Annotated in this window: 22 protein-coding genes; 19 read left to right on the top strand and 3 right to left on the bottom strand. The window is 74.8% G+C overall.

Going from position 1 to position 18,725, the window contains the following annotated elements; genetic code table 11:
- Window positions 1–93: 93 nt before the first annotated feature.
- The 7 genes from rpsD (at window position 94) to E1O70_RS05070 (ending at window position 7,041) form a co-directional block, all read left to right on the top strand.
- Window positions 94–720 (top strand): 30S ribosomal protein S4, encoded by a 627-nt coding sequence (gene rpsD, locus E1O70_RS05100; protein ID WP_021483439.1) that lies wholly within the window; start codon window positions 94–96, stop codon window positions 718–720.
- Window positions 721–967: 247 nt separating this feature from the next.
- The gene (locus E1O70_RS05095; protein ID WP_061267270.1) at window positions 968–1,366 is read left to right on the top strand and encodes a DUF948 domain-containing protein; all 399 of its coding nucleotides are present in this window, start codon (window positions 968–970) and stop codon (window positions 1,364–1,366) included.
- On the top strand, window positions 1,366–1,725 hold the full coding sequence (locus E1O70_RS05090) for a hypothetical protein (protein WP_061267271.1): 360 nt from the start codon (window positions 1,366–1,368) through the stop codon (window positions 1,723–1,725). The genes E1O70_RS05095 and E1O70_RS05090 overlap by 1 nt, the downstream gene beginning before the upstream one ends.
- Before the next feature lie 66 nt (window positions 1,726–1,791).
- Complete coding sequence (gene alaS / locus E1O70_RS05085; RefSeq protein WP_061267272.1) at window positions 1,792–4,479, top strand: alanine--tRNA ligase; 2,688 nt, start codon at window positions 1,792–1,794, stop codon at window positions 4,477–4,479.
- Window positions 4,476–5,012: a Holliday junction resolvase RuvX gene (gene ruvX, locus E1O70_RS05080; protein WP_228485331.1), complete on the top strand. Its 537-nt coding sequence runs from the start codon at window positions 4,476–4,478 to the stop codon at window positions 5,010–5,012. The genes alaS and ruvX overlap by 4 nt, the downstream gene beginning before the upstream one ends.
- Window positions 5,009–6,166 carry an endolytic transglycosylase MltG gene (gene mltG, locus E1O70_RS05075; RefSeq protein WP_061267273.1) on the top strand — a complete coding sequence of 386 codons (1,158 nt, stop codon included), beginning with the start codon at window positions 5,009–5,011 and terminating at the stop codon, window positions 6,164–6,166. Before ruvX ends, mltG begins: the two co-directional genes overlap by 4 nt.
- Window positions 6,163–7,041, top strand: a complete 879-nt coding sequence (locus E1O70_RS05070) for a shikimate dehydrogenase (RefSeq protein ID WP_061267274.1) — start codon at window positions 6,163–6,165, stop codon at window positions 7,039–7,041. The genes mltG and E1O70_RS05070 overlap by 4 nt, the downstream gene beginning before the upstream one ends.
- Window positions 7,042–7,055: 14 nt before the next feature.
- Here E1O70_RS05070 and E1O70_RS20340 read toward each other — a convergent pair whose 3' ends face one another.
- Window positions 7,056–7,286 (bottom strand): A24 family peptidase, encoded by a 231-nt coding sequence (locus tag E1O70_RS20340; protein WP_061267275.1) that lies wholly within the window; start codon window positions 7,284–7,286, stop codon window positions 7,056–7,058.
- A complete protein-coding gene (locus E1O70_RS19830; RefSeq protein ID WP_061267276.1) occupies window positions 7,283–7,774 on the bottom strand; it encodes a hypothetical protein in 492 nt (163 codons plus the stop codon). Before E1O70_RS19830 ends, E1O70_RS20340 begins: the two co-directional genes overlap by 4 nt.
- Before the next feature lie 170 nt (window positions 7,775–7,944).
- Here E1O70_RS19830 and aroC point away from each other — a divergent pair, with 170 nt between their 5' ends.
- From aroC to aroB, 3 genes are read left to right on the top strand one after another with little or no spacing between them, the layout of a single operon-like run.
- Window positions 7,945–9,162 carry a chorismate synthase gene (gene aroC, locus E1O70_RS05060; protein ID WP_061267325.1) on the top strand — a complete coding sequence of 406 codons (1,218 nt, stop codon included), beginning with the start codon at window positions 7,945–7,947 and terminating at the stop codon, window positions 9,160–9,162.
- Window positions 9,162–9,788, top strand: a complete 627-nt coding sequence (locus E1O70_RS05055; RefSeq protein WP_061267277.1) for a shikimate kinase — start codon at window positions 9,162–9,164, stop codon at window positions 9,786–9,788. Before aroC ends, E1O70_RS05055 begins: the two co-directional genes overlap by 1 nt.
- The gene (aroB, locus tag E1O70_RS05050; RefSeq protein ID WP_061267278.1) at window positions 9,785–10,960 is read left to right on the top strand and encodes a 3-dehydroquinate synthase; all 1,176 of its coding nucleotides are present in this window, start codon (window positions 9,785–9,787) and stop codon (window positions 10,958–10,960) included. The genes E1O70_RS05055 and aroB overlap by 4 nt, the downstream gene beginning before the upstream one ends.
- Before the next feature lie 16 nt (window positions 10,961–10,976).
- On the opposite strand, the gene E1O70_RS05045 is transcribed toward aroB, so the two are convergent.
- Entirely contained in the window at window positions 10,977–11,744 is a 768-nt protein-coding gene (locus E1O70_RS05045; RefSeq protein WP_061267279.1) for a glycerophosphodiester phosphodiesterase family protein, read from the bottom strand.
- A 197-nt stretch (window positions 11,745–11,941) separates the two neighbouring features.
- Between E1O70_RS05045 and E1O70_RS05040 the strand changes: the two genes are divergently transcribed.
- The 9 genes from E1O70_RS05040 to E1O70_RS05000 all read left to right on the top strand — a co-directional run bounded on the left by E1O70_RS05040 (window position 11,942) and on the right by E1O70_RS05000 (window position 18,707).
- Window positions 11,942–12,397, top strand: coding sequence for a type II 3-dehydroquinate dehydratase (locus tag E1O70_RS05040; RefSeq protein WP_061267280.1), 456 nt, complete (start codon window positions 11,942–11,944; stop codon window positions 12,395–12,397).
- Window positions 12,398–12,457: 60 nt separating this feature from the next.
- Window positions 12,458–13,096, top strand: coding sequence for a hypothetical protein (locus E1O70_RS05035; RefSeq protein WP_061267281.1), 639 nt, complete (start codon window positions 12,458–12,460; stop codon window positions 13,094–13,096).
- The gene (locus E1O70_RS05030) at window positions 13,093–13,575 is read left to right on the top strand and encodes a hypothetical protein (RefSeq protein WP_206153989.1); all 483 of its coding nucleotides are present in this window, start codon (window positions 13,093–13,095) and stop codon (window positions 13,573–13,575) included. The genes E1O70_RS05035 and E1O70_RS05030 overlap by 4 nt, the downstream gene beginning before the upstream one ends.
- A gap of 107 nt (window positions 13,576–13,682) precedes the next feature.
- The gene (gene efp, locus E1O70_RS05025) at window positions 13,683–14,246 is read left to right on the top strand and encodes an elongation factor P (protein ID WP_021482610.1); all 564 of its coding nucleotides are present in this window, start codon (window positions 13,683–13,685) and stop codon (window positions 14,244–14,246) included.
- A 33-nt stretch (window positions 14,247–14,279) separates the two neighbouring features.
- The gene (gene nusB, locus E1O70_RS05020) at window positions 14,280–14,699 is read left to right on the top strand and encodes a transcription antitermination factor NusB (protein ID WP_021482611.1); all 420 of its coding nucleotides are present in this window, start codon (window positions 14,280–14,282) and stop codon (window positions 14,697–14,699) included.
- Window positions 14,700–14,879: 180 nt separating this feature from the next.
- On the top strand, window positions 14,880–15,563 hold the full coding sequence (pyrR, locus tag E1O70_RS05015) for a bifunctional pyr operon transcriptional regulator/uracil phosphoribosyltransferase PyrR (protein ID WP_061267282.1): 684 nt from the start codon (window positions 14,880–14,882) through the stop codon (window positions 15,561–15,563).
- Entirely contained in the window at window positions 15,560–16,651 is a 1,092-nt protein-coding gene (locus tag E1O70_RS05010; protein WP_061267283.1) for an aspartate carbamoyltransferase catalytic subunit, read from the top strand. Before pyrR ends, E1O70_RS05010 begins: the two co-directional genes overlap by 4 nt.
- Entirely contained in the window at window positions 16,648–18,009 is a 1,362-nt protein-coding gene (locus tag E1O70_RS05005) for a dihydroorotase (RefSeq protein ID WP_051028381.1), read from the top strand. Before E1O70_RS05010 ends, E1O70_RS05005 begins: the two co-directional genes overlap by 4 nt.
- Window positions 18,006–18,707, top strand: a complete 702-nt coding sequence (locus E1O70_RS05000; protein WP_061267284.1) for a PH-like domain-containing protein — start codon at window positions 18,006–18,008, stop codon at window positions 18,705–18,707. Before E1O70_RS05005 ends, E1O70_RS05000 begins: the two co-directional genes overlap by 4 nt.
- The last annotated feature ends 18 nt before the right edge of the window (window positions 18,708–18,725 follow it).

Here is an 18,725-nt window from a genome sequence, read left to right as displayed (position 1 = left end):
AGCGTGCGGTCCATCGGCTGGTCCCGCACCCGGACCCGGTTCTCGGGACCAGGTGTGACGTCAGAACCCGAACGACAGGAATGAGATACCGCTGTGACGTCTGTCAAGCGCTCGCGCCGCCAGGTCCGCCTGAGCCGCGCCCTGGGCATCGCCCTCACCCCGAAGGCCGTCAAGCACTTCGAGAAGCGCCCGTACCCCCCGGGTGAGCACGGCCGCGCCCGCCGCCGCACCGAGTCGGACTACGCGGTCCGTCTCCGCGAGAAGCAGCGTCTGCGCGCCCAGTACATGCTCCGCGAGAAGCAGCTCGCGCGTGCGTACGAGGACGCCCGCAAGGACAAGGGCCTGACCGGTGAGGCGCTCGTCGAGAACCTCGAGATGCGTCTCGACGCCCTCGTGCTCCGCGCCGGCTTCGCCCGCACCATCCTGCAGGCGCGCCAGGCGGTCACGCACCGCCACATCCTCGTCGACGGCAAGATCGTGGACCGCCCGTCGTTCCGCGTGAAGCCCGGCCAGACCCTCCAGGTCAAGCCGAAGAGCCAGGCGACGACGCCGTTCCAGGTCGCGGCCGCGGGTGCGCACCGCGACGTGCTGCCGGCCGTCCCGGGCTACCTGGACGTCCAGCTCGAGAAGCTCAGCGCGGTGCTCACGCGTCGCCCGAAGCGCGCCGAGGTCCCCGTGCAGTGCGAGGTCCAGCTCGTCGTCGAGTACTACGCTCGCTGATTTCTGCCCCGGACGCCTCGCTCACCGCTTCGTCGGCGAGCGGGGCGTTCGTGCGTCCGGGCCGGTGCGTCGGCACGTCCCCGCGTGGGCGCCGTCGCGCCGTGCCCGACGACGGTCCCCGCCCTGGTGCGGGTAGTGTTTCGCGGAGCCGTGGGTACGTCCGCGAGGAGCCCGCGGCGACGACCGTCCCGCGCGTACGGCGCACGGGTGCCGCGCCCGCGGCACCGTGACTGGCACTGGAGGAAGAATGTCCCTGGGAGATGTGGCCGGCCTCATCGCAGCCGTCGCGTTCGTGCTGCTCGTCGGCCTGCTCGCGGTGCCGCTCCTCAAGCTCGGCCGCGTGCTCGACGAGGCGCGCGCGAGCATCAAGGAGGTCACCGACCACTCGGTGCCGATCCTCGACGAGGCCGCGACGACCGTCGCCACGACGAACAGCCAGCTCGTCAAGGTCGACACCATCACCACGTCGGCCGCCCAGGTGAGCGAGAACGTCTCCGCGCTCACGGGCCTGTATGCCGCCACGTTCGGTGCGCCGCTGGTCAAGGTCGCCGCGTTCACGTACGGCGTGCGCCAGGCTGCCGCGCGCTCGTTCGGCCGCCGGCGGCCGTCGGGCAGCTCCGCGAGCCGCGCCGAGGGGTCGCGCTGATGCGCCGGGTCTTCTGGATCGGCGTCGGGGTCGCGATCACGGTCGTGGTCGTCGTGCGCGGCAAGAAGGTCCTCGCGCGCTACGCGCCGGCGTCGCTCGTGGACCAGGCGACGGAGCAGGTGAACGGCCTCGGCGAGAAGGTCGTCGAGATCGCCCGCGACTTCCGCACGGAGTTCGCGCTCGCGCGCGACGCGCGCGAGCAGGAGCTCATGGCGGCGCTGCTCGCCGAGGGCCAGGAGGACCCGGACGCCGTCCGCGCGCGTCGCGCGGCCGGACGCCACGCGCGCCCCGCCGGCGCCGACCGTGACGCCTTCGACGACACGGACGACGTCGAGGACCTGCTCGGCTACTCCTTCTAGGACGCCGAGCCCGCGGCGCCCACCGCACCACCCCGCACGACCACCGACCTCTTTCCGAAGGACATCATGCGCACCGCCGAGATCCGCAAGCGCTGGCTCGACTACTTCGCCGACCGCGACCACACCGTCGTGCCGTCGGCGTCGCTCGTCTCCCCGGACCCGTCCACGCTGTTCACCATCGCGGGCATGGTCCCGTTCATCCCGTACATGACGGGCGAGCAGACCCCGCCGTGGGACCGCGCGACGAGCGTCCAGAAGTGCGTGCGCACCCTCGACATCGACGAGGTCGGCAAGACGACGCGCCACGGCACGTTCTTCCAGATGAACGGCAACTTCTCGTTCGGGGACTACTTCAAGGAAGGCGCGATCACCTACGCCTGGGACCTGGTCACGGGCTCGCGCGACGAGGGCAAGTACGGGTTCGACCCGGAGACCGTCTGGGTCACCGTCTACCACGACGACGACGAGGCGCGGCAGCTCTGGAAGCGCATCGCCGGCCTGCCGGACGAGCGCATCCAGGCCCGCGGCAAGAAGGACAACTACTGGTCCACGGGCCAGCCCGGCCCCGCGGGCCCGTGCTCGGAGATCTACATCGACCGCGGTCCGGAGTTCGGCCAGGAGGGTGGCCCCGTCGTCGACGAGGACCGCTACCTGGAGATCTGGAACCTCGTCTTCATGCAGTACGCGATCGACGACGTGAAGTCCAAGGAGGAGTTCCGGATCGTCTCGGAGCTCGCGCGCAAGAACATCGACACGGGCATGGGCCTGGAGCGCGTCGCCTACCTGCTTCAGGGCAAGGACAACCTATACGAGATCGACGAGGTGTTCCCCGTCATCACCGCGGCCGAGGCGCTCTCGGGCAAGCGCTACGGCGCGAACCACGAGGACGACGTCCGCATGCGCGTCGTGGCCGACCACGTCCGTTCGGCCCTCATGATCATGAGCGACGGCGTGCGCCCGTCCAACGAGGGCCGCGGCTACGTGCTGCGCCGTCTGCTGCGCCGCTCGGTGCGCGCGATGCGCCTGCTCGGCGTCGAGGACCGCGCCATGCCCGCGCTGCTCCCGGTGAGCCGCGACGCGATGGCGCCGTCGTACCCGGAGGTCGCGACGGACTTCGCACGCATCTCCGACGTCGCCTACACCGAGGAGGACGCGTTCCGTCGCACGCTCACGGCCGGCACGACGATCCTCGACACCGCCGTGTCGCGGGCGAAGGCCGCGGCCGGCTCGGGCGGGACGCCGCTGCTCGGCGGCGACCAGGCGTTCGCGCTGCACGACACGTACGGCTTCCCGATCGACCTCACGCTCGAGATGGCCGCCGAGCAGGGCGTCCAGGTCGACGAGAAGGCGTTCCGCGCGCTCATGACCGAGCAGCGCCAGCGCGCGCGCGCCGACGCGCTCGCGAAGCGCTCCGGCGGCGTCGACACGGCCGCGTACGAGTCGCTCGCGTCCGAGCTCGCGGCACCCGTGGAGTTCCTCGGGTACACCGAGTCGTCCGCGGCGGTGCGCGTCGCCGGCCTGCTGGTCGACGGCGTCCCCGCGCCGGCCGCGACGGCCCCGGCGGACGTCGAGGTCGTGCTCGACCGCACCCCGTTCTACGCGGAGGCCGGCGGCCAGCTCGCCGACCACGGCACGATCGTGCTCGACGGCGGCGCGACCATCGAGGTCGACGACGTGCAGCGCCCGATCAAGGGCCTGTCGGTGCACCGCGGCCGCCTGGTCGAGGGCACCGCGGCGCTCGGCGACCCGGGCACGGCGACGATCGACCGCGACCGCCGCAAGGCGATCAGCCGTGCCCACTCGGCGACGCACATGATCCACAAGGCGCTCCAGGAGTCGCTCGGCAAGGACGCGACGCAGGCCGGGTCGGAGAACGCGCCCAGCCGCATCCGCTTCGACTTCCGCCGCTCGTCCGCCGTGCCCTCGGGCGCGCTCTCGGAGATCGAGGAGCGGGTCAACACGCAGCTCCAGGAGAACCTCGAGGTCACGGACCAGCTCATGCCGATCACCGAGGCGCGCGCCCTGGGGGCGATGGCGCTGTTCGGCGAGAAGTACGGCGACACCGTGCGCGTCGTCTCCATCGGCGGCGACTGGTCGCGCGAGCTCTGCGCCGGGACGCACGTGCAGCGCACGGGCCAGCTCGGTCTCGTCACGCTGCTCGGCGAGTCGTCGATCGGCTCGGGCGTGCGGCGCGTCGACGCGCTCGTCGGGGACGGCGCGTACGGGTTCCAGGCGAAGGAGCACGCGCTCGTGGGCCAGCTCACGGGTCTGCTCAACGTGCGGACCGAGGAGCTGCCCGACCGCGTGAGCACGCTCGTGTCGCGCCTGCGCGACGCCGAGAAGGAGCTCGCCCAGCTCCGGCAGGCGCAGCTCCTGGCCGCGGCCGGCACGCTCGCCGCCGGGGCGGAGCTCGTGGGCGGCACGCGCGTCGTCGTGCACGACGCCGGCGAGGTCGCGTCGGCGGACGACCTGCGCGCGCTGGCGCTCGACGTGCGCGGCCGGATCGGCGAGGCGGAGCCTGCGGTCGTCGCCGTCGGCGGCGTCTCCAAGGGCCGCCCGCAGGTCGTCGTCGTGACGAACGCCTCCGCGCGCGCGGCCGGGCTGCGTGCCGGCGTGCTCGCCAAGGCCGCGGCCCAGACGCTCGGCGGTGGGGGCGGCGGCAAGGACGACATGGCCCAGGGCGGCGGCACGGACGTGTCCGCGCTGCCCGCCGCCCTCCGGGGCGTGCGCGACGGCGCCGCGGCGGGCGCGTGACCGGCCTGCCCGTGCAGCCCGCCGACGACGGGCGCGCCCCCCTCCCGCGGGGGGCGCGCCTCGGCGTCGACGTGGGCAGCGTCCGCGTCGGCCTGGCCGCGAGCGACCCCGACGGGCTCGTCGCGACCCCCGTCGAGACCCTCGCGCGCGACACGCGCGGCGGCGCGGCGGTCCCCGCCGACGTCGCCCGCATCGCGGCCGAGGTCGAGGAGCGCAACGCCCAGGTCGTGTACGTGGGCCTGCCGCGTCACCTCTCGGGCGGGGAGGGGGCCGCCGCCCAGGGCGCGCGGGCGTACGCTGGTGCGGTGGCTCGCGTCGTCGCACCGGTGCCGGTGCACCTCGTCGACGAGCGGATGACGACCGTCAGCGCCCACCAGGCGCTGCACGCGTCGGGACGCGCCGGTCGCAAGCACCGGAGCGTCGTCGACCAGGCCGCCGCCGTTATCATTCTGCAATCCGCTCTCGAGGCCGAGCGGGGCGCGGGGGTGCGCGCCGGAGAACCTGTAGACCCGACAGGAGACCACCGACCGTGACCGACCTGTTCGAACGGCCCGCAGTCCAGGGCGAGCAGCAGCCCGCGCGCTCCTCGCGCGCCGAGCAGCGCGCGCGCCGGGCCGCGAAGAAGCGACGCCAGCGCCGGCGTCGCCGGGCCCTCGTGGTCCTGCTCGTCTCCCTCCTCGTGGTGGGCGGAGCGGGCTATCTCCTGCTCAACAACGCCTCGGACCTCTTCGGGTTCGCCAACCCGCTCGAGGCGAAGGACTTCGAGGGCCCGGGGACCGAGCCCGTCGACGTCGTGATCGAGCCCGGGTCGACGGGCCGCGACATGGGGGCCGTGCTCACCGAGGCGGGCGTCGTCGCGAGCTCCGCGGCGTTCGCGAACGCGTTCGAGGACAACCCGAACGCCGGCAAGATCCAGCCGGGCACGCACACGCTGCTCCTCGGCATGTCGGCGAAGGACGCCGTCGCGCGTCTCGTGGCGAACGACTCGCGCGTCGAGACGAAGATCACGATCCCCGAGGGGAGCACGGTCTCGCAGATCCTCGAGAAGGCGTCCTCCGTGACCGACATCCCGGTCGCCGACTTCCAGGCGGCGATGGCGGACACCGCCGCGACCGGTCTCCCGGCCGAGGCGAACGGCAACTACGAGGGCTGGCTCTTCCCGACCACGTACGTCCTCGAGCCGCAGGACAAGAACGCGCTGGCGATCATCCAGGGGATGGTCAGCCAGACGGTGATGAAGCTGGACGAGCTCGGCGTCGCCCCCGAGAACCGCGAAGCGGTGCTCATCAAGGCGTCGCTCATCGAGCGCGAGGCCGGTCGGGACGAGGACCGTCCCAAGATGTCTCGGGCCATCGAGAACCGTCTGGCGACGGGGATGCCGCTGCAGATCGACGCGGCGGTGGCCTACGGGACCGGTAACCCGCCCGGGTACCAGGTCAAGCCGGAGGACACGCGCGACGCCACCAACCCGTACAACACCTACGCGCACAACGGTCTGCCCCCGGGGCCCATCGCCTCCCCGGGCGCGGCGTCGATGCAGGCGGTGCTCAACCCTGAGCCCGGTGAGTGGTTGTTCTGGACGACGGTCAACTACGACACGAAGGAGACCCGTTTCGCGGTCACCCTCGCGGAGCACAACCGGAACGTCGACGCGTTGAAGCAGTGGCTCGCGGAGAACGAGGGGTGAGCACGACGCGCCCACCACGACGTGCGGCCGTCCTCGGCCACCCCGTCGCGCACTCGCTGTCCCCGGTGCTGCACCGTGCCGCGTACGACGCGCTCGGGCTCGACGGGTGGTCGTACGAGGCGATCGACACGACCGAGGAGCAGCTCCCGGCCTTCGTCAACGGCCTCGACGCCTCGTGGGCGGGCCTGAGCCTCACCATGCCGCTCAAGCACGCGGTGATCCCGCTGCTGGACCACGTCGACCCGCTCGCGAACGTCGTCGGGGCGGTCAACACGCTCGTGGTGCAGCCCACGGGCGGGACGCGACCGACGTTCGTCGGGACGAACACCGACGTGCACGGCCTCGTCGCGGCGCTGCGCGAAGGGCTGGGGGAGCGGGAGGTCCGTTCCGCCGTCGTGCTGGGCGCCGGCGCGACCGCCGCCTCGACGCTCGCCGCGCTCGCGCAGCTGGGCTGCGCCGCGCCGACCGTCCTCGTGCGCTCGCTCGGGCGCACGGGCAGCCTCCAGCGCGCCGCGCACCGGATGGGCGTCGAGCCGCGGTTCGAGGTGCTGGACCCGGCGTCGCCCGCGCTCGTCGACCGCCTCGCGCGCTCGGACGCCGTCGTGGCCACCCTGCCGTCGCGTGCCGCCGACCCGGTGGCGGACGCGCTGTCCCGGGCCGGGGCGACGCCCGGCGGGGTCCTCCTCGACGTCGTCTACGACCCCCGGCCCACCGCGCTGTCCGTCGCCTGGACCGCGGGCGGCGGCACCGTCGTCGGCGGCGAGCGCATGCTCCTGCACCAGGCGGCCGAGCAGGTGCGGCTCATGACGGGCAGGGCCGCGCCGCTGGCGACGATGGACCGCGCCCTCGGCTCCGCGCTCGGCGCCCCGGTCTGAGCCCGACGGCGCGCTCAGCCGCCGAGGACCGCGCCGGTCGTCGTCTGCCCCCAGCCGGCGGCGACGCCCGCGCCGAGCACCATGAAGGGGCCGAAGGCCACCGCGGTGTCGCGGCGAGCGCGCCGCGAGACCACCAGGCCGAGCGCCCACGCACCGCCGAGCAGGAACGGCAGGAGGAGCCCGGCGACGAGCTCGGCCCACCCGAGCCACGCGAGCGGGGTGCCGAGCGTCCCGGCGAGCTTCACGTCGCCGAACCCCAGCCCGGGTGGGTGCGCGAGCCGCAGCGCGGCGGCGCGGCGTAGGCGCAGAAGCCCAGGGCGCCGCCGGCGAGCGCGCGGACGAGCGGCGCACCGTCGCCCGCCGCGAGCGACGCGACCGCGAGCAGCGCGACGACGGCAGCCCCCGTCGGGACCACGATCACGTCCGGCAGGCGGTGGGTGCGCACGTCGACCACGGCGAGCAGCGCACCGGCCGCGGCGACGACCACGACGGCGGGCGTCGCCCACGACGCGCCCGACCACCACACTGCGGCCAGCGCCGCGAGCAGCGCGAGCACTCCACCCGCCCGGCCCGCGACCCGGAGCTCCCGGGCGAGGTCGGCGCGACGGCGTCGTCCCCACGTCCTCGGCGCACCCGCGGTGACCACGGCCTCCCGTGCCTCGTCCGGTTCGTCGTCACCCGACCCGCGGAGCGATGCCGCGGCGTGCCTCGTCCCGTCCCCCTGCTGGACCATGCGCGGCACCGTAGCGCGCCCGCGGTGGCGTGGGACGTCGTCGTCCACAGACCGCCGCGTCGGCGGGCACGGCGCGGGCCGCGGCGTCACCTCAGCAGCCCTCGACCGCCGTCGGTCCGTACTGCGGGCGCCCGCCGGGACGGGCGCGCCGACGTGGGAGGATGGCGATCATGCTGCGTTGGTTGACATCGGGTGAGTCGCACGGCGAGGCGCTGGTCGGGATCCTCGACGGGCTGCCCGCGGGCGTCGAGCTCACGACGGACGACGTGCGCGCCGCGCTCGCGCGCCGCCGCCTCGGGTACGGCCGCGGTTCGCGGCAGAAGTTCGAGCAGGACGAGCTGCGCGTCCTCGGCGGCCTGCGCCACGGCGTGACCCAGGGCGGGCCGCTGGCCATCGAGATCGCGAACTCCGAGTGGCCCAAGTGGGTCGACGTCATGTCGTCGGACCCGGTGCCGCCCGAGGCCCTGCTCGTCGACGCCGGGACGGGCGACGTCCGGGAGATCGCGCGCAACCGCCCGCTCACCCGGCCCCGCCCGGGGCACGCCGACCTCGTCGGCATGCGCAAGTACGGCTTCGAGGACGCACGCCCCGTGCTCGAGCGCGCCTCGGCACGCGAGACGGCGACGCGCGTCGCGCTCGGCACGGCCGCGGCGAAGTTCCTCGAGCAGGCGCTCGGCGTCCGGCTCGTGTCGCACGTCGTCGCCATCGGGCCGGTCGAGGTCCCCGAGGACGCGCCGGTGCCCGGCCCCGACGACGTCACGGCGCTCGACGCGGACCCGGTGCGCTGCTTCGACCCGGACGCCTCCGCGGCCATGGTCGCGGAGATCGACGAGTGCCAGAAGGCGGGCGACACCCTCGGCGGCGTCGTCGAGGTGCTCGCGTACGGGGTCCCCTCCGGCCTGGGCACCTACGCGCAGAGCGACCGTCGCCTCGACGCGCGCCTCGCCGCCGTCCTGATGGGTATCCAGGCGATCAAGGGCGTCGAGGTCGGCGACGGCTTCCGCACCGCGCACCGCCGCGGGTCCGCCGCGCACGACGAGATCGAGCGCGGCGCCGACGGCCGCATCCACCGTCGCAGCAACCGTGCCGGCGGCGTCGAGGGCGGCATGTCGAACGGCGAGGTGGTGCGCGTGCGCGCCGCCATGAAGCCGATCTCGACGGTGCCGCGCGCGCTCGCGACGGTCGACGTCGTCACCGGCGACGTCGCCAAGGCCCAGCACCAGCGCTCCGACGTGTGCGCGGTCCCGCCCGCGGCGGTCGTCGCCGAGGCGATGGTCGCGCTCGTGCTCGCCGAGCAGGCGCTCGAGAAGTTCGGCGGCGACTCCGTCGCGGAGGTCCGCCGGAACGCCGAGGCGTACCTCGCCGCGATCCCCGAGCTGCAGCGCTGATGACGCCCGTCGCCCCGGGGACCCGCCCGGTCGTCGTGCTGGTCGGCCCGCCCGGCAGCGGGAAGTCGACCGTCGCGCGCCACCTGGCCGAGCTGCTCGGCCTCGCGCAGCGCGACACGGACGTCGACGTCGAGACCACGGCCGGGAAGCCGGTCGCGGACATCTTCGTCGACCACGGCGAGCCGCACTTCCGCGAGCTCGAGCGCGAGGCGGTGACGACCGCGCTCGCCACGCACGACGGCGTCCTCGCCCTGGGCGGCGGCGCGGTGCTCGACGAGCACACGCAGACCGCGCTCGCGGCGTACGTCGCCGCGGGCGGGACGGTCGTGTTCCTCGACGTGAGCCTCGCGCACGCCGCGCCGCGCGTCGGCCTCAACCAGGCGCGCCCGCTCCTGCTCGGCAACCCGCGGGCGCGCTGGGCCGCCCTCATGGAGGCGCGTCGCCCCGTCTACGAGCGGGTCTCGACGCTGCACGTCGTCACCGACGCGCGCACGCCCGCCCAGGTCGCGCGCGAGATCCGCGGGCACCTCGCGGGCGACGTCGCGCCCGGCACCCCGGGGCGCACGACGCCCGCACCCGCGCCGGCCGACCCCGCCGGCACCCCGGTCGAACAGGAGAACGCGTGACCCCCGACGCCACCACCCCCGCCCAGGACCCGGCCGCCGCCGCGCCGACGCGCGTGCGGGTCGCGGGCGAGCAGCCGTACGACGTCGTCGTGGGGCGCCACCTGCTCGGCGAGCTGCCCGCGATGCTCGGCGGCTCGGTGCGCCGGGTGCTCGTCGTGCACCCCGCGGCCCTCGCCGCGACGGCCGAGGTCGTCCACGAGGACCTCAAGGCGTCGGGCTACGAGGCGTACGTCGCGGAGGTGCCGGACGCCGAGGAGGCCAAGACCGCTCAGGTCGCCGCATTCCTGTGGGGCGTGCTCGGGCAGCTGGACTTCACGCGCACGGACGCGGTCGTCACGGTCGGCGGCGGCGCGACGACGGACCTCGGCGGCTTCGTCGCCGCGACCTGGCTGCGCGGCATCCGCGTGGTGCACGTGCCGACGACGCTCCTCGCGATGGTCGACGCCGCGGTCGGGGGCAAGACCGGCATCAACACCGCCGAGGGCAAGAACCTCGTCGGCGCGTTCCACCCGCCGGCCGGCGTCCTGTGCGACCTCGCGGCCCTGGAGTCGCTCGGGCGCTGGGACTTCGTCGCGGGGCTCGCGGAGGTCGTCAAGACGGGGTTCATCGCGGACGAGCGCATCCTCGAGCTCGTCGAGGCGCACGCCGACGCGCTCGCCGCGTGGGGCACCCGGCCGACGACGGACGAGACCTGGGCCGTCGTCGCCGAGCTCGTCGAGCGCTCGGTCGCGGTCAAGGCGCGCGTCGTGGGGGAGGACCTCAAGGAGGCCGGGCTGCGCGAGATCCTCAACTACGGCCACACGCTGGGCCACGCCGTCGAGCTCACCGAGCGCTACCAGTGGCGCCACGGAGCGGCCGTCTCCGTCGGCATGGTGTTCGCCGCCGAGCTCTCGCGCCTCGCCGGGAAGCTGGACGACGCCGTCGTCGACCGCCACCGCGCGATCCTTGGCTCGCTCGGGCTGCCCCTCACCTACCGGGGCGACCGGTGGGAGCAGCTGCTGTCCGCCATGCGCCGCGACAAGAAGTCGCGCGGCGACCTCCTGCGCTTCGTGGTGCTCGACGACGTCGCCCGCCCGACGCGCCTCGAGGGCCCGGACCCGACGCTCCTCGCCGCGGCCTACGCCGAGATCGCGGCGGACGCCCCGGTGGGCCGCGGGCCGATCGCCCTCTGACGGATCCCCGGCAGGGTCAGGCCCAGAGCCCTCGTCCGCGGAGCACGTCGCGCAGCACGTCCGAGCGGTCGGTGACGATGCCGTCGACCCCGAGGTCGAGCAGCCGGTGCATCGTCGGCGCGTCGTTGACCGTCCAGGCGTGCACCGCGACGCCGGCCCGGTGCGCGGCCCGCACGAACGCCGAGTCCACGACCCGGACCCAGCCCTCGCGCACTGGGACCTGGAGGCAGTCGACCGAGCGGGCCGCGAGGCGGGCGAGCGCGTCCGCGCGCGCCCGCCCTGCGAGCAGCATGCCCACCACCGCGCCTCGCGCGCCGGACACGGTCACGGGGCGCGAGAGCCGCGCCACGGTCGCCTCCCGCCGCGACGCGGCGAACGACGCGACGCACACGCGGTCGTGCGCGCGCGTGCGCTCGATCGCGCGCGCGACGGGCTCGGCCGCCGCGGCCGACTTGACGTCGACGTTCACGCGGAGGTCCGGCCACGTCCCGAGGACGTCCTCCAGCGACGGCACCGGCTCCCGGCCGCCGATCCGGGCGGTGCGCACCGTGCGCCACGGGAGGTCGGCGACCAGGCCGCGCGCGTCGGTCGTCCGGTCCAGCGAGGCGTCGTGGAGCGCCACCGCGACGCCGTCCGACGTCGCGTGCGCGTCCGTCTCGACGTACCGGAGCCCCAGCTCGCGGGCCGCCGCGAACGCCGCCATCGAGTTCTCGAGACCGTCGCGCGAGAAGCCGCGGTGCGCGAGCGCCGCGAACGGGGCGTCGAGGTAGCGCGTCGCGCTCATGCTGCTGTCCGCGGACGCGCGCCGGACGATGCGGGGACGGGCGCGGAGCGCAGGTGCGGGTGCCGTGCCGGAGGTCGGGGACGGGCAGCGCTGAAGGTCACCCCGCCAGCCTGCCCGAGGCCGTGGTCCGTCGCCCGTCGGGAGCGGCCCCGGACGTGTCGCCGTCGCTCGCTCCGGCACGGCTAGGCTCGGGCGCCATGGAACGCGTGCTCGTCCTCAACGGACCCAACCTCGGCCGGCTCGGCGTGCGCGAGCCGGAGATCTACGGCTCGGCCTCGATGGCGGACCTCCGCGAGTCGGCGACGACGTGGGGGAGCGCGCTCGACCTCGCCGTCGACGTGCGGCAGACCGACGACGAGTCCGAGCTCGTCGGCTGGCTGCACGAGGCCGTCGACGCGCGGGCCCACGTGGTGCTCAACCCGGCCGCGTTCACGCACTACTCGTACGCGGTGCGCGACGCCGCCGCGCAGGTCACGACGTCCGGCCTGCTGCTGGTCGAGGTCCACCTCAGCAACCCGGCGGCGCGCGAGGCGTTCCGCAGCCACTCCGTCGTGGGGGCGGTCGCGACCGGCACGGTCGCGGGCTTCGGCTTCGACTCCTACCGGCTCGCGCTCGAGGCCGTCGCCGCGCGCCTGCGCGGGACCCGGGCTTGATCTGCCCTGATCAAGCCTGGGGGCTTGATGGTCGACGAACAAGGGTCTAGCCTTGATGTCATGTACGTGCTGACCGTCGACCAGCGGGGGAGCACCGGTCGTCCCGACCGCGTCCCCGAGGTGCTCGCGCGGCTCGACGAGATGCTGGCGGGCCGCGGCGGCGTCGTCGTCCCGTTCGCCCGAACGGTCGGCGACGAGGTCCAGGGCGTCCTCGACGACCCGGAGGCCGTCGTCGAGGTCGTGCTCGACCTCCTGCGCGACGGCGGCTGGAGCGTCGGCCTCGGCGTCGGGCCGGTCGACGAGCCGCTGCCCGCGGTCTCGCGCGAGGCGTCGGGCACGGCGTTCGTGCGCGCCCGCGAGGCGGTCGAGCAGGCGAAGTCGCGCGCGGCGACCGCGCCCGTGGCCGTCCGTGGGGAGCCCGCGGCGCGCGCCGCGGAGGTCGAGGCGCTCCTGCGCCTCCTCGCGGCGGTCGTGGACCGGCGCACCGCGCCCGGGTGGGAGGCCGTCGACGCGCTGGCGCGTGTGGGTGGTACCCAGAAGGATGTGGCTCGCGCGCTCGGCGTGTCCGAGCAGGCGGTCAGCCAGCGGCTGCGCACCGCGCTGTGGCCCGAGGAGGCGGCGGCGCGGCCCGTGGTCGCGAGGCTGCTGGGCGAGCTCCACGAGGGGCCGCCGGTGGACCGGCAGGAGGAGAAGGCGTGACGGACCCGGTGACGGTCGTGCTCGTGGTGCTCGTCTGGGTGGTCGCGCTCGCCGCGAGCGTCCTCGGCGGCGGCCCCGTGACCCAGGGGGTCCTGCGCGCGGCGGCGCGCGCGGGCGGCTCCGCCGCCCCGGGTCGCGCCGGCCGGCCGCGGCGCGGTGCCCCGGCGGACCCGGCGGCCGTCCCGGTGCCCCCGCCGCCCCCTCCGACGACGGGGCCGATCGGGACGGAGGCCGTCAAGGCCCTGCGCGGCGGGACGTGGATCGGGATCCTCGAGCGGTTCGCGATCACGGGCTGCCTCCTCGCGGGCGAGCCGGGCGGCATCGCCTTCGTCGTCGCGATCAAGGGCCTCGGCCGCTACCCCGAGCTGCGCGAGCACCCCGTCGCGTCGGAGCGCTTCGTCATCGGGACGCTCGCCTCGATGTGCTGGGCGGCGACCCTGGGCGTCGTGGCGAACGCGGTCCTCGCCGCGCTCCGGTAAGATCGTCAAGGCCCATTTCCGCATCCCGCTCTCGTGGCCCCGTCGTGCCGTCCCGGCACGCGGCAGCGCGTCGACGGGACCGCTGACCCTCCGACAGGAAGACGAACGTGGCGACCACCAACGACATCAAGAACGGCACCGTGCTGCGACTCGACGGCCAGCTGTGGACCGTGATCGAGTTCCAGCACGTCAAGCCCGGCAAGGGTGGCGCGTTCGTCCGCACCAAGATCAAGAACGTCATGACGGGCAAGACGATCGACAAGACGTTCAACGCCGGCCTCAAGATCGAGACCGCCAACGTCGACCGCCGTGACTTCCAGTACCTGTACCAGGACGGCGCGGACTACGTGTTCATGGACACCTCGACGTACGACCAGATCACGGTGGGTGCCGAGATCGTGGGCGACGCCAAGGACTACATGCTCGAGAACCAGAACGTGCTCATCGCGTCGAACGACGGCCAGCCGCTCTACATCGAGCTGCCCGCCTCGGTCGTCCTCGAGATCACGTACACCGAGCCGGGCCTGCAGGGCGACCGCTCGACGGGCGGCACCAAGCCCGCGACGCTCGAGACGGGCGCGCAGATCCAGGTCCCGCTCTTCCTCGAGCAGGGCACCAAGGTCAAGGTCGACACGCGTGACGGGTCGTACCTCGGCCGCGTGAACGACTGACCGCCGGCACCGACGGACAGACGACGGACTGACATGGCCGCACGCACCAAGGCGCGCAAGCGCGCGCTCGACGTCCTCTTCGAGGCGGAGCAGCGTCACGTGGACCCGACGACCCTCCTCGCGGAGCGCGTCGCCGACCCCGGGACGGCGCAGACCGCGCTGCCGCAGTACGCGGTCGACATCGTCGAGGGTGTGCTCGCCCACCGCGAGCGCATCGACGAGCTGCTCGAGACGTACTCCCACGGGTGGACGCTCGAGCGCATGCCCGCCGTCGACCGGGCGCTGCTGCGCATCGGCGGCTGGGAGATCCTCTTCAACGACGACGTCCCCGACGTCGTCGCGATCGACGAGGCCGTCGACCTCGCGCGCTCCCTGTCGACCGACGACTCGCCGTCGTTCGTCAACGGGCTGCTCGCGCGCATCGTCGAGATGAAGCCGACGATCACGGCCTGACCGCGGCGCCCGGCCCCGGCCGGGACGACGCCTCGCGCGGCGTCGGTCACGGGTGTGACCGACGCCGCGTCCCACCGGGCGGGACGCGCACCCGGCCGCCGGACCACCGGCGGTAGGGTGGGTGACCGTCAGACATCCTTTAAGGCCCGTCCTGTGAGGCGGGGAAGGAGGTCGCCGGACATGAGCTCTGGCGCTGCTGTGCCCACACCATCCGTACCTCGGCCGGGGTCCGACCCCGAGACGGGGCCGACCGCCGGGACCGTCGTCCTCACGGCGGCGGACATCTCCCGCGCGCTGACGCGCATCGCCCACGAGATCGTGGAGCGCAACAAGGGAGCCCACGACCTCGTCCTCCTCGGCATCCCGACGCGCGGCGTCCCGCTCGCGGCCCGGCTCGCCGAGCGCCTCGCCGCGATCGAGGCAGACGGCGCGCCCGACCCGCACGCGATCGTCGGCGAGCTCGACGTGACGATGTACCGCGACGACCTGCACCGCCACCCGACGCGCACGATCGGCGCGACGCGCCTTCCCGCGTCGGGGATCGACGGCAAGGTCGTGGTCCTCGTCGACGACGTCCTGTACTCCGGCCGCACGATCCGGGCCGCGCTCGACGCGATCAGCGACCTCGGCCGCCCGCGCGCGGTGCAGCTCGCGGCGCTCGTCGACCGCGGCCACCGGGAGCTGCCGATCCGCCCCGACTTCGTGGGCAAGAACCTGCCCACGTCGACGTCCGAGCGCGTGAGCGTGCGCCTCGCCGAGATCGACGGCGCTCCCGCGGCGGGCGACGCGTCCGCCGACGCGGTGGTCATCCGGCCCGCTGCTGCGCAGCCGGGCTCCTCCGAGGACGGGGAGGCCCGCGCATGAGGCACCTGCTCTCGACCCAGGACCTCGGGCGTGCCGACGCGATCCGCATCCTCGACACGTCCGCCCAGATGGCCGCGACGCAGTCCCGCGAGATCAAGAAGCTCCCGACGCTGCGCGGTCGCACGGTCGTCAACCTCTTCTACGAGGACTCCACCCGCACGCGCATCTCCTTCGAGACCGCCGCGAAGCGGCTGTCCGCGGACGTCATCAACTTCTCGGCCAAGGGGTCGAGCGTGTCCAAGGGCGAGTCGCTCAAGGACACCGCGCTGACGCTCCAGGCGATGGGCGCGGACGCGGTCGTCGTGCGGCACCAGGCGTCGGGCGCCCCGCACCTGCTCGCGCATGCGGGCTGGCTCGACGCGGCCGTGGTCAACGCGGGCGACGGCATGCACCAGCACCCGACGCAGGCGCTCCTCGACGCGTACACGCTGCGCCGCCACCTCACCGGGACGGGACTGACGTCGCCGGGGGCGAGCGGTCCCGACGACGCCGCGGCGCGCGGCGCGGGCCTCGACGGGCGCCACGTCGCGATCGTCGGCGACGTGCTGCACTCGCGGGTCGCGCGCTCGAACGTCCACCTGCTGCACACGCTCGGGGCCCGCGTGACGCTCGTCGCGCCGCCCACGCTCCTGCCGGTCGGCGTCCAGACGTGGCCGTGCGAGGTCTCCTACGACCTGGACGCGGCCCTCGCTGGAGACACGGCGCACGGCGGCCCCGACGCCGTGATGATGCTGCGCGTCCAGCGCGAGCGCATGAGCGGCGCCGGCGCGGGGGGCGGGGCCTTCTTCCCGAACCCGCTCGAGTACAGCCGCAAGTACGGGCTCGACGCTCGGCGCCTCGGGCTCCTCGCCGAGCACGCCGTCGTCCTGCACCCCGGCCCCATGAACCGCGGCCTCGAGATCTCCGCGCAGGCGGCGGACTCGCCGCGCGCGGTGATCGTGGAGCAGGTCGCGAACGGCGTCGCCGTGCGCATGGCCGTGCTCTACCTCCTCCTCGCGGGCAGCGACGAGGCCGACGCCGCGGCGTCGGCCGCGCCCCTGCCCTCCGCCCAGCCCGTCCCCGCCGTCGAAAGGGTCTCCGCCTCGTGAGCAGCGCCGCAACCACCACGTACGTCCTGCGCGGCGCGCGCCCGCTCGGCGGCGACCCCGTCGACCTCGTCCTCGCGGACGGTGTGGTCGCCGAGCTCGCTCCCGTCGGCGCAGCGCGCGCGGCGGACGACGACGGCACGGTCGTCGTCGACGCGACGGGCCTCGTCGCCCTGCCCGGGCTGGTCGACCTGCACACCCACCTGCGCGAGCCGGGGCGCGAGGATGCCGAGACGATCGCGTCCGGCACCCGCGCCGCGGCGGCGGGCGGCTTCACGGCCGTGCACGCGATGGCCAACACGACCCCGGTCGCGGACACGGCGGGCGTCGTCGAGCAGGTGTGGCGCCTCGGGCGCGACGCGGGCTGGGTCGACGTGCACCCGGTGGGCGCCGTCTCCGTCGGGCTCGCGGGCGAGCAGCTCGCCGAGCTCGGCGCGATGGCCGACTCCGCGGCCCGCGTGCGGGTGTTCTCGGACGACGGGAAGTGCGTCGACGACCCGATCCTCATGCGCCGCGCCCTCGAGTACGTCAAGGCGTTCGACGGCGTCGTCGCCCAGCACGCGCAGGAGCCGCGCCTCACCGAGGGCGCCCAGATGAACGAGGGCGTCGTGTCGGCCGAGCTCGGCCTCGCGGGCTGGCCCGCGGTCGCGGAGGAGGCGATCATCGCGCGCGACGTGCTCCTCGCGGAGCACGTGGGCTCGCGCCTGCACGTGTGCCACCTGTCGACCGCCGGCTCGGTCGAGATCGTCCGCTGGGCCAAGGGCCGCGGGATCGACGTCACGGCCGAGGTCACGCCGCACCACCTCGTCCTCACCGACGACCTGGCGCGCGGCTACGACCCGACCTTCAAGGTCAACCCGCCGCTGCGCACGGCCGCGGACGTCGAGGCGGTGCGCGAGGGTCTCGCGGACGGCACGATCGACATCGTCGCGACCGACCACGCGCCGCACGCGCGCGAGGACAAGGACTGCGAGTGGGCCGCGGCCGCGTTCGGCATGACGGGCCTCGAGACGGCGCTGAGCGTCGTGCAGCAGACCATGGTCGACACGGGCCGCATGACGTGGGCCGACGTCGCGCGCGTGCTGTCGAGCGCGCCCGCGCGCATCGGCCGCATCGACACGGGGGAGCGCGCCCAGGGCCGCCCGCTCGAGGTCGGCGAGCCTGCCAACGTCACGCTCGTCGACCCGGCCGCGCGGCGCGTGGTCGACGGGGCCGGGCAGGCCACCGCGAGCACCAACACGCCCTTCCAGGGCCGCGAGCTGCCCGGTGCGGTCGTCGCGACGTTCCTGCGGGGCCGGGCCACCGTGCTCGACGGCGCGCCCGTCGAGGCGGTCGCGGCCGGTCGGGGGGTGGGGGCGTGAACCTGCCGCAGCCCGTCGCGGCCGGGATCTGGATCGTGCTCGGTGTCGTCCTGCTGACGCTCGTGCTCGTCGGCCGCCGCCGGCTCGTGCGCCGCTCCGCCGGCTTCGTCCCGACGCCGCCCGCCGTGCCGGCGGAGGCCGCGCGCGGCGGCGTCGTGCTCGGCCCGCTCGACGCGCTGTACGTGTCGAGCACGCTCGCGGGCGACTGGCTCGCGCGCGTCGGCGCCCACGGGCTCGGCGACCGGGCGCAGGCCCAGGTCACCGTGCACGACGGCGGCCTGCACGTCGCGCGCCGCGGCGCCGACGACGTGTGGGTCCCCGCGGCGGCCGTCGAGGACGTGGCGCTCACCCCGGGCATGGCGGGGAAGTTCGTCGGGAAGGAGGCCATCGTCGTGGTGACGTGGTCCGTCCCGGCAGAGCCGGTCCCGGCCGACGCGCCCGAGGCGCCGGCGCACCCTGAGGTCCGGTTGGACACCGGGCTGATGCCGCGCCACGACCACGACGTCCCGCGTCTCCTGGAGGCCGTGCGCGACCTCGCCGGCCGACCCCGGAGCCCGGGCGCCGACGGTACCCGCGAACGACGAACCGGGGCGCCGAGCAGCGCCACCGACGACGCACCCACCGACCAGGACGGCCCGGCGCCGACGCGCGAGAGCGCGGCACCCGGCACCGACGAGAACGACGAGGAAGCACCTTGACCGCCTCAGCGAACGCAG

The organism is Cellulosimicrobium funkei (assembly GCF_004519295.1).
GTDB lineage: Bacteria > Actinomycetota > Actinomycetes > Actinomycetales > Cellulomonadaceae > Cellulosimicrobium > Cellulosimicrobium funkei.
The sequence above is the reverse complement of the archived record's forward strand: the minus strand, read 5'-3'. Positions and strand labels throughout refer to the sequence as shown.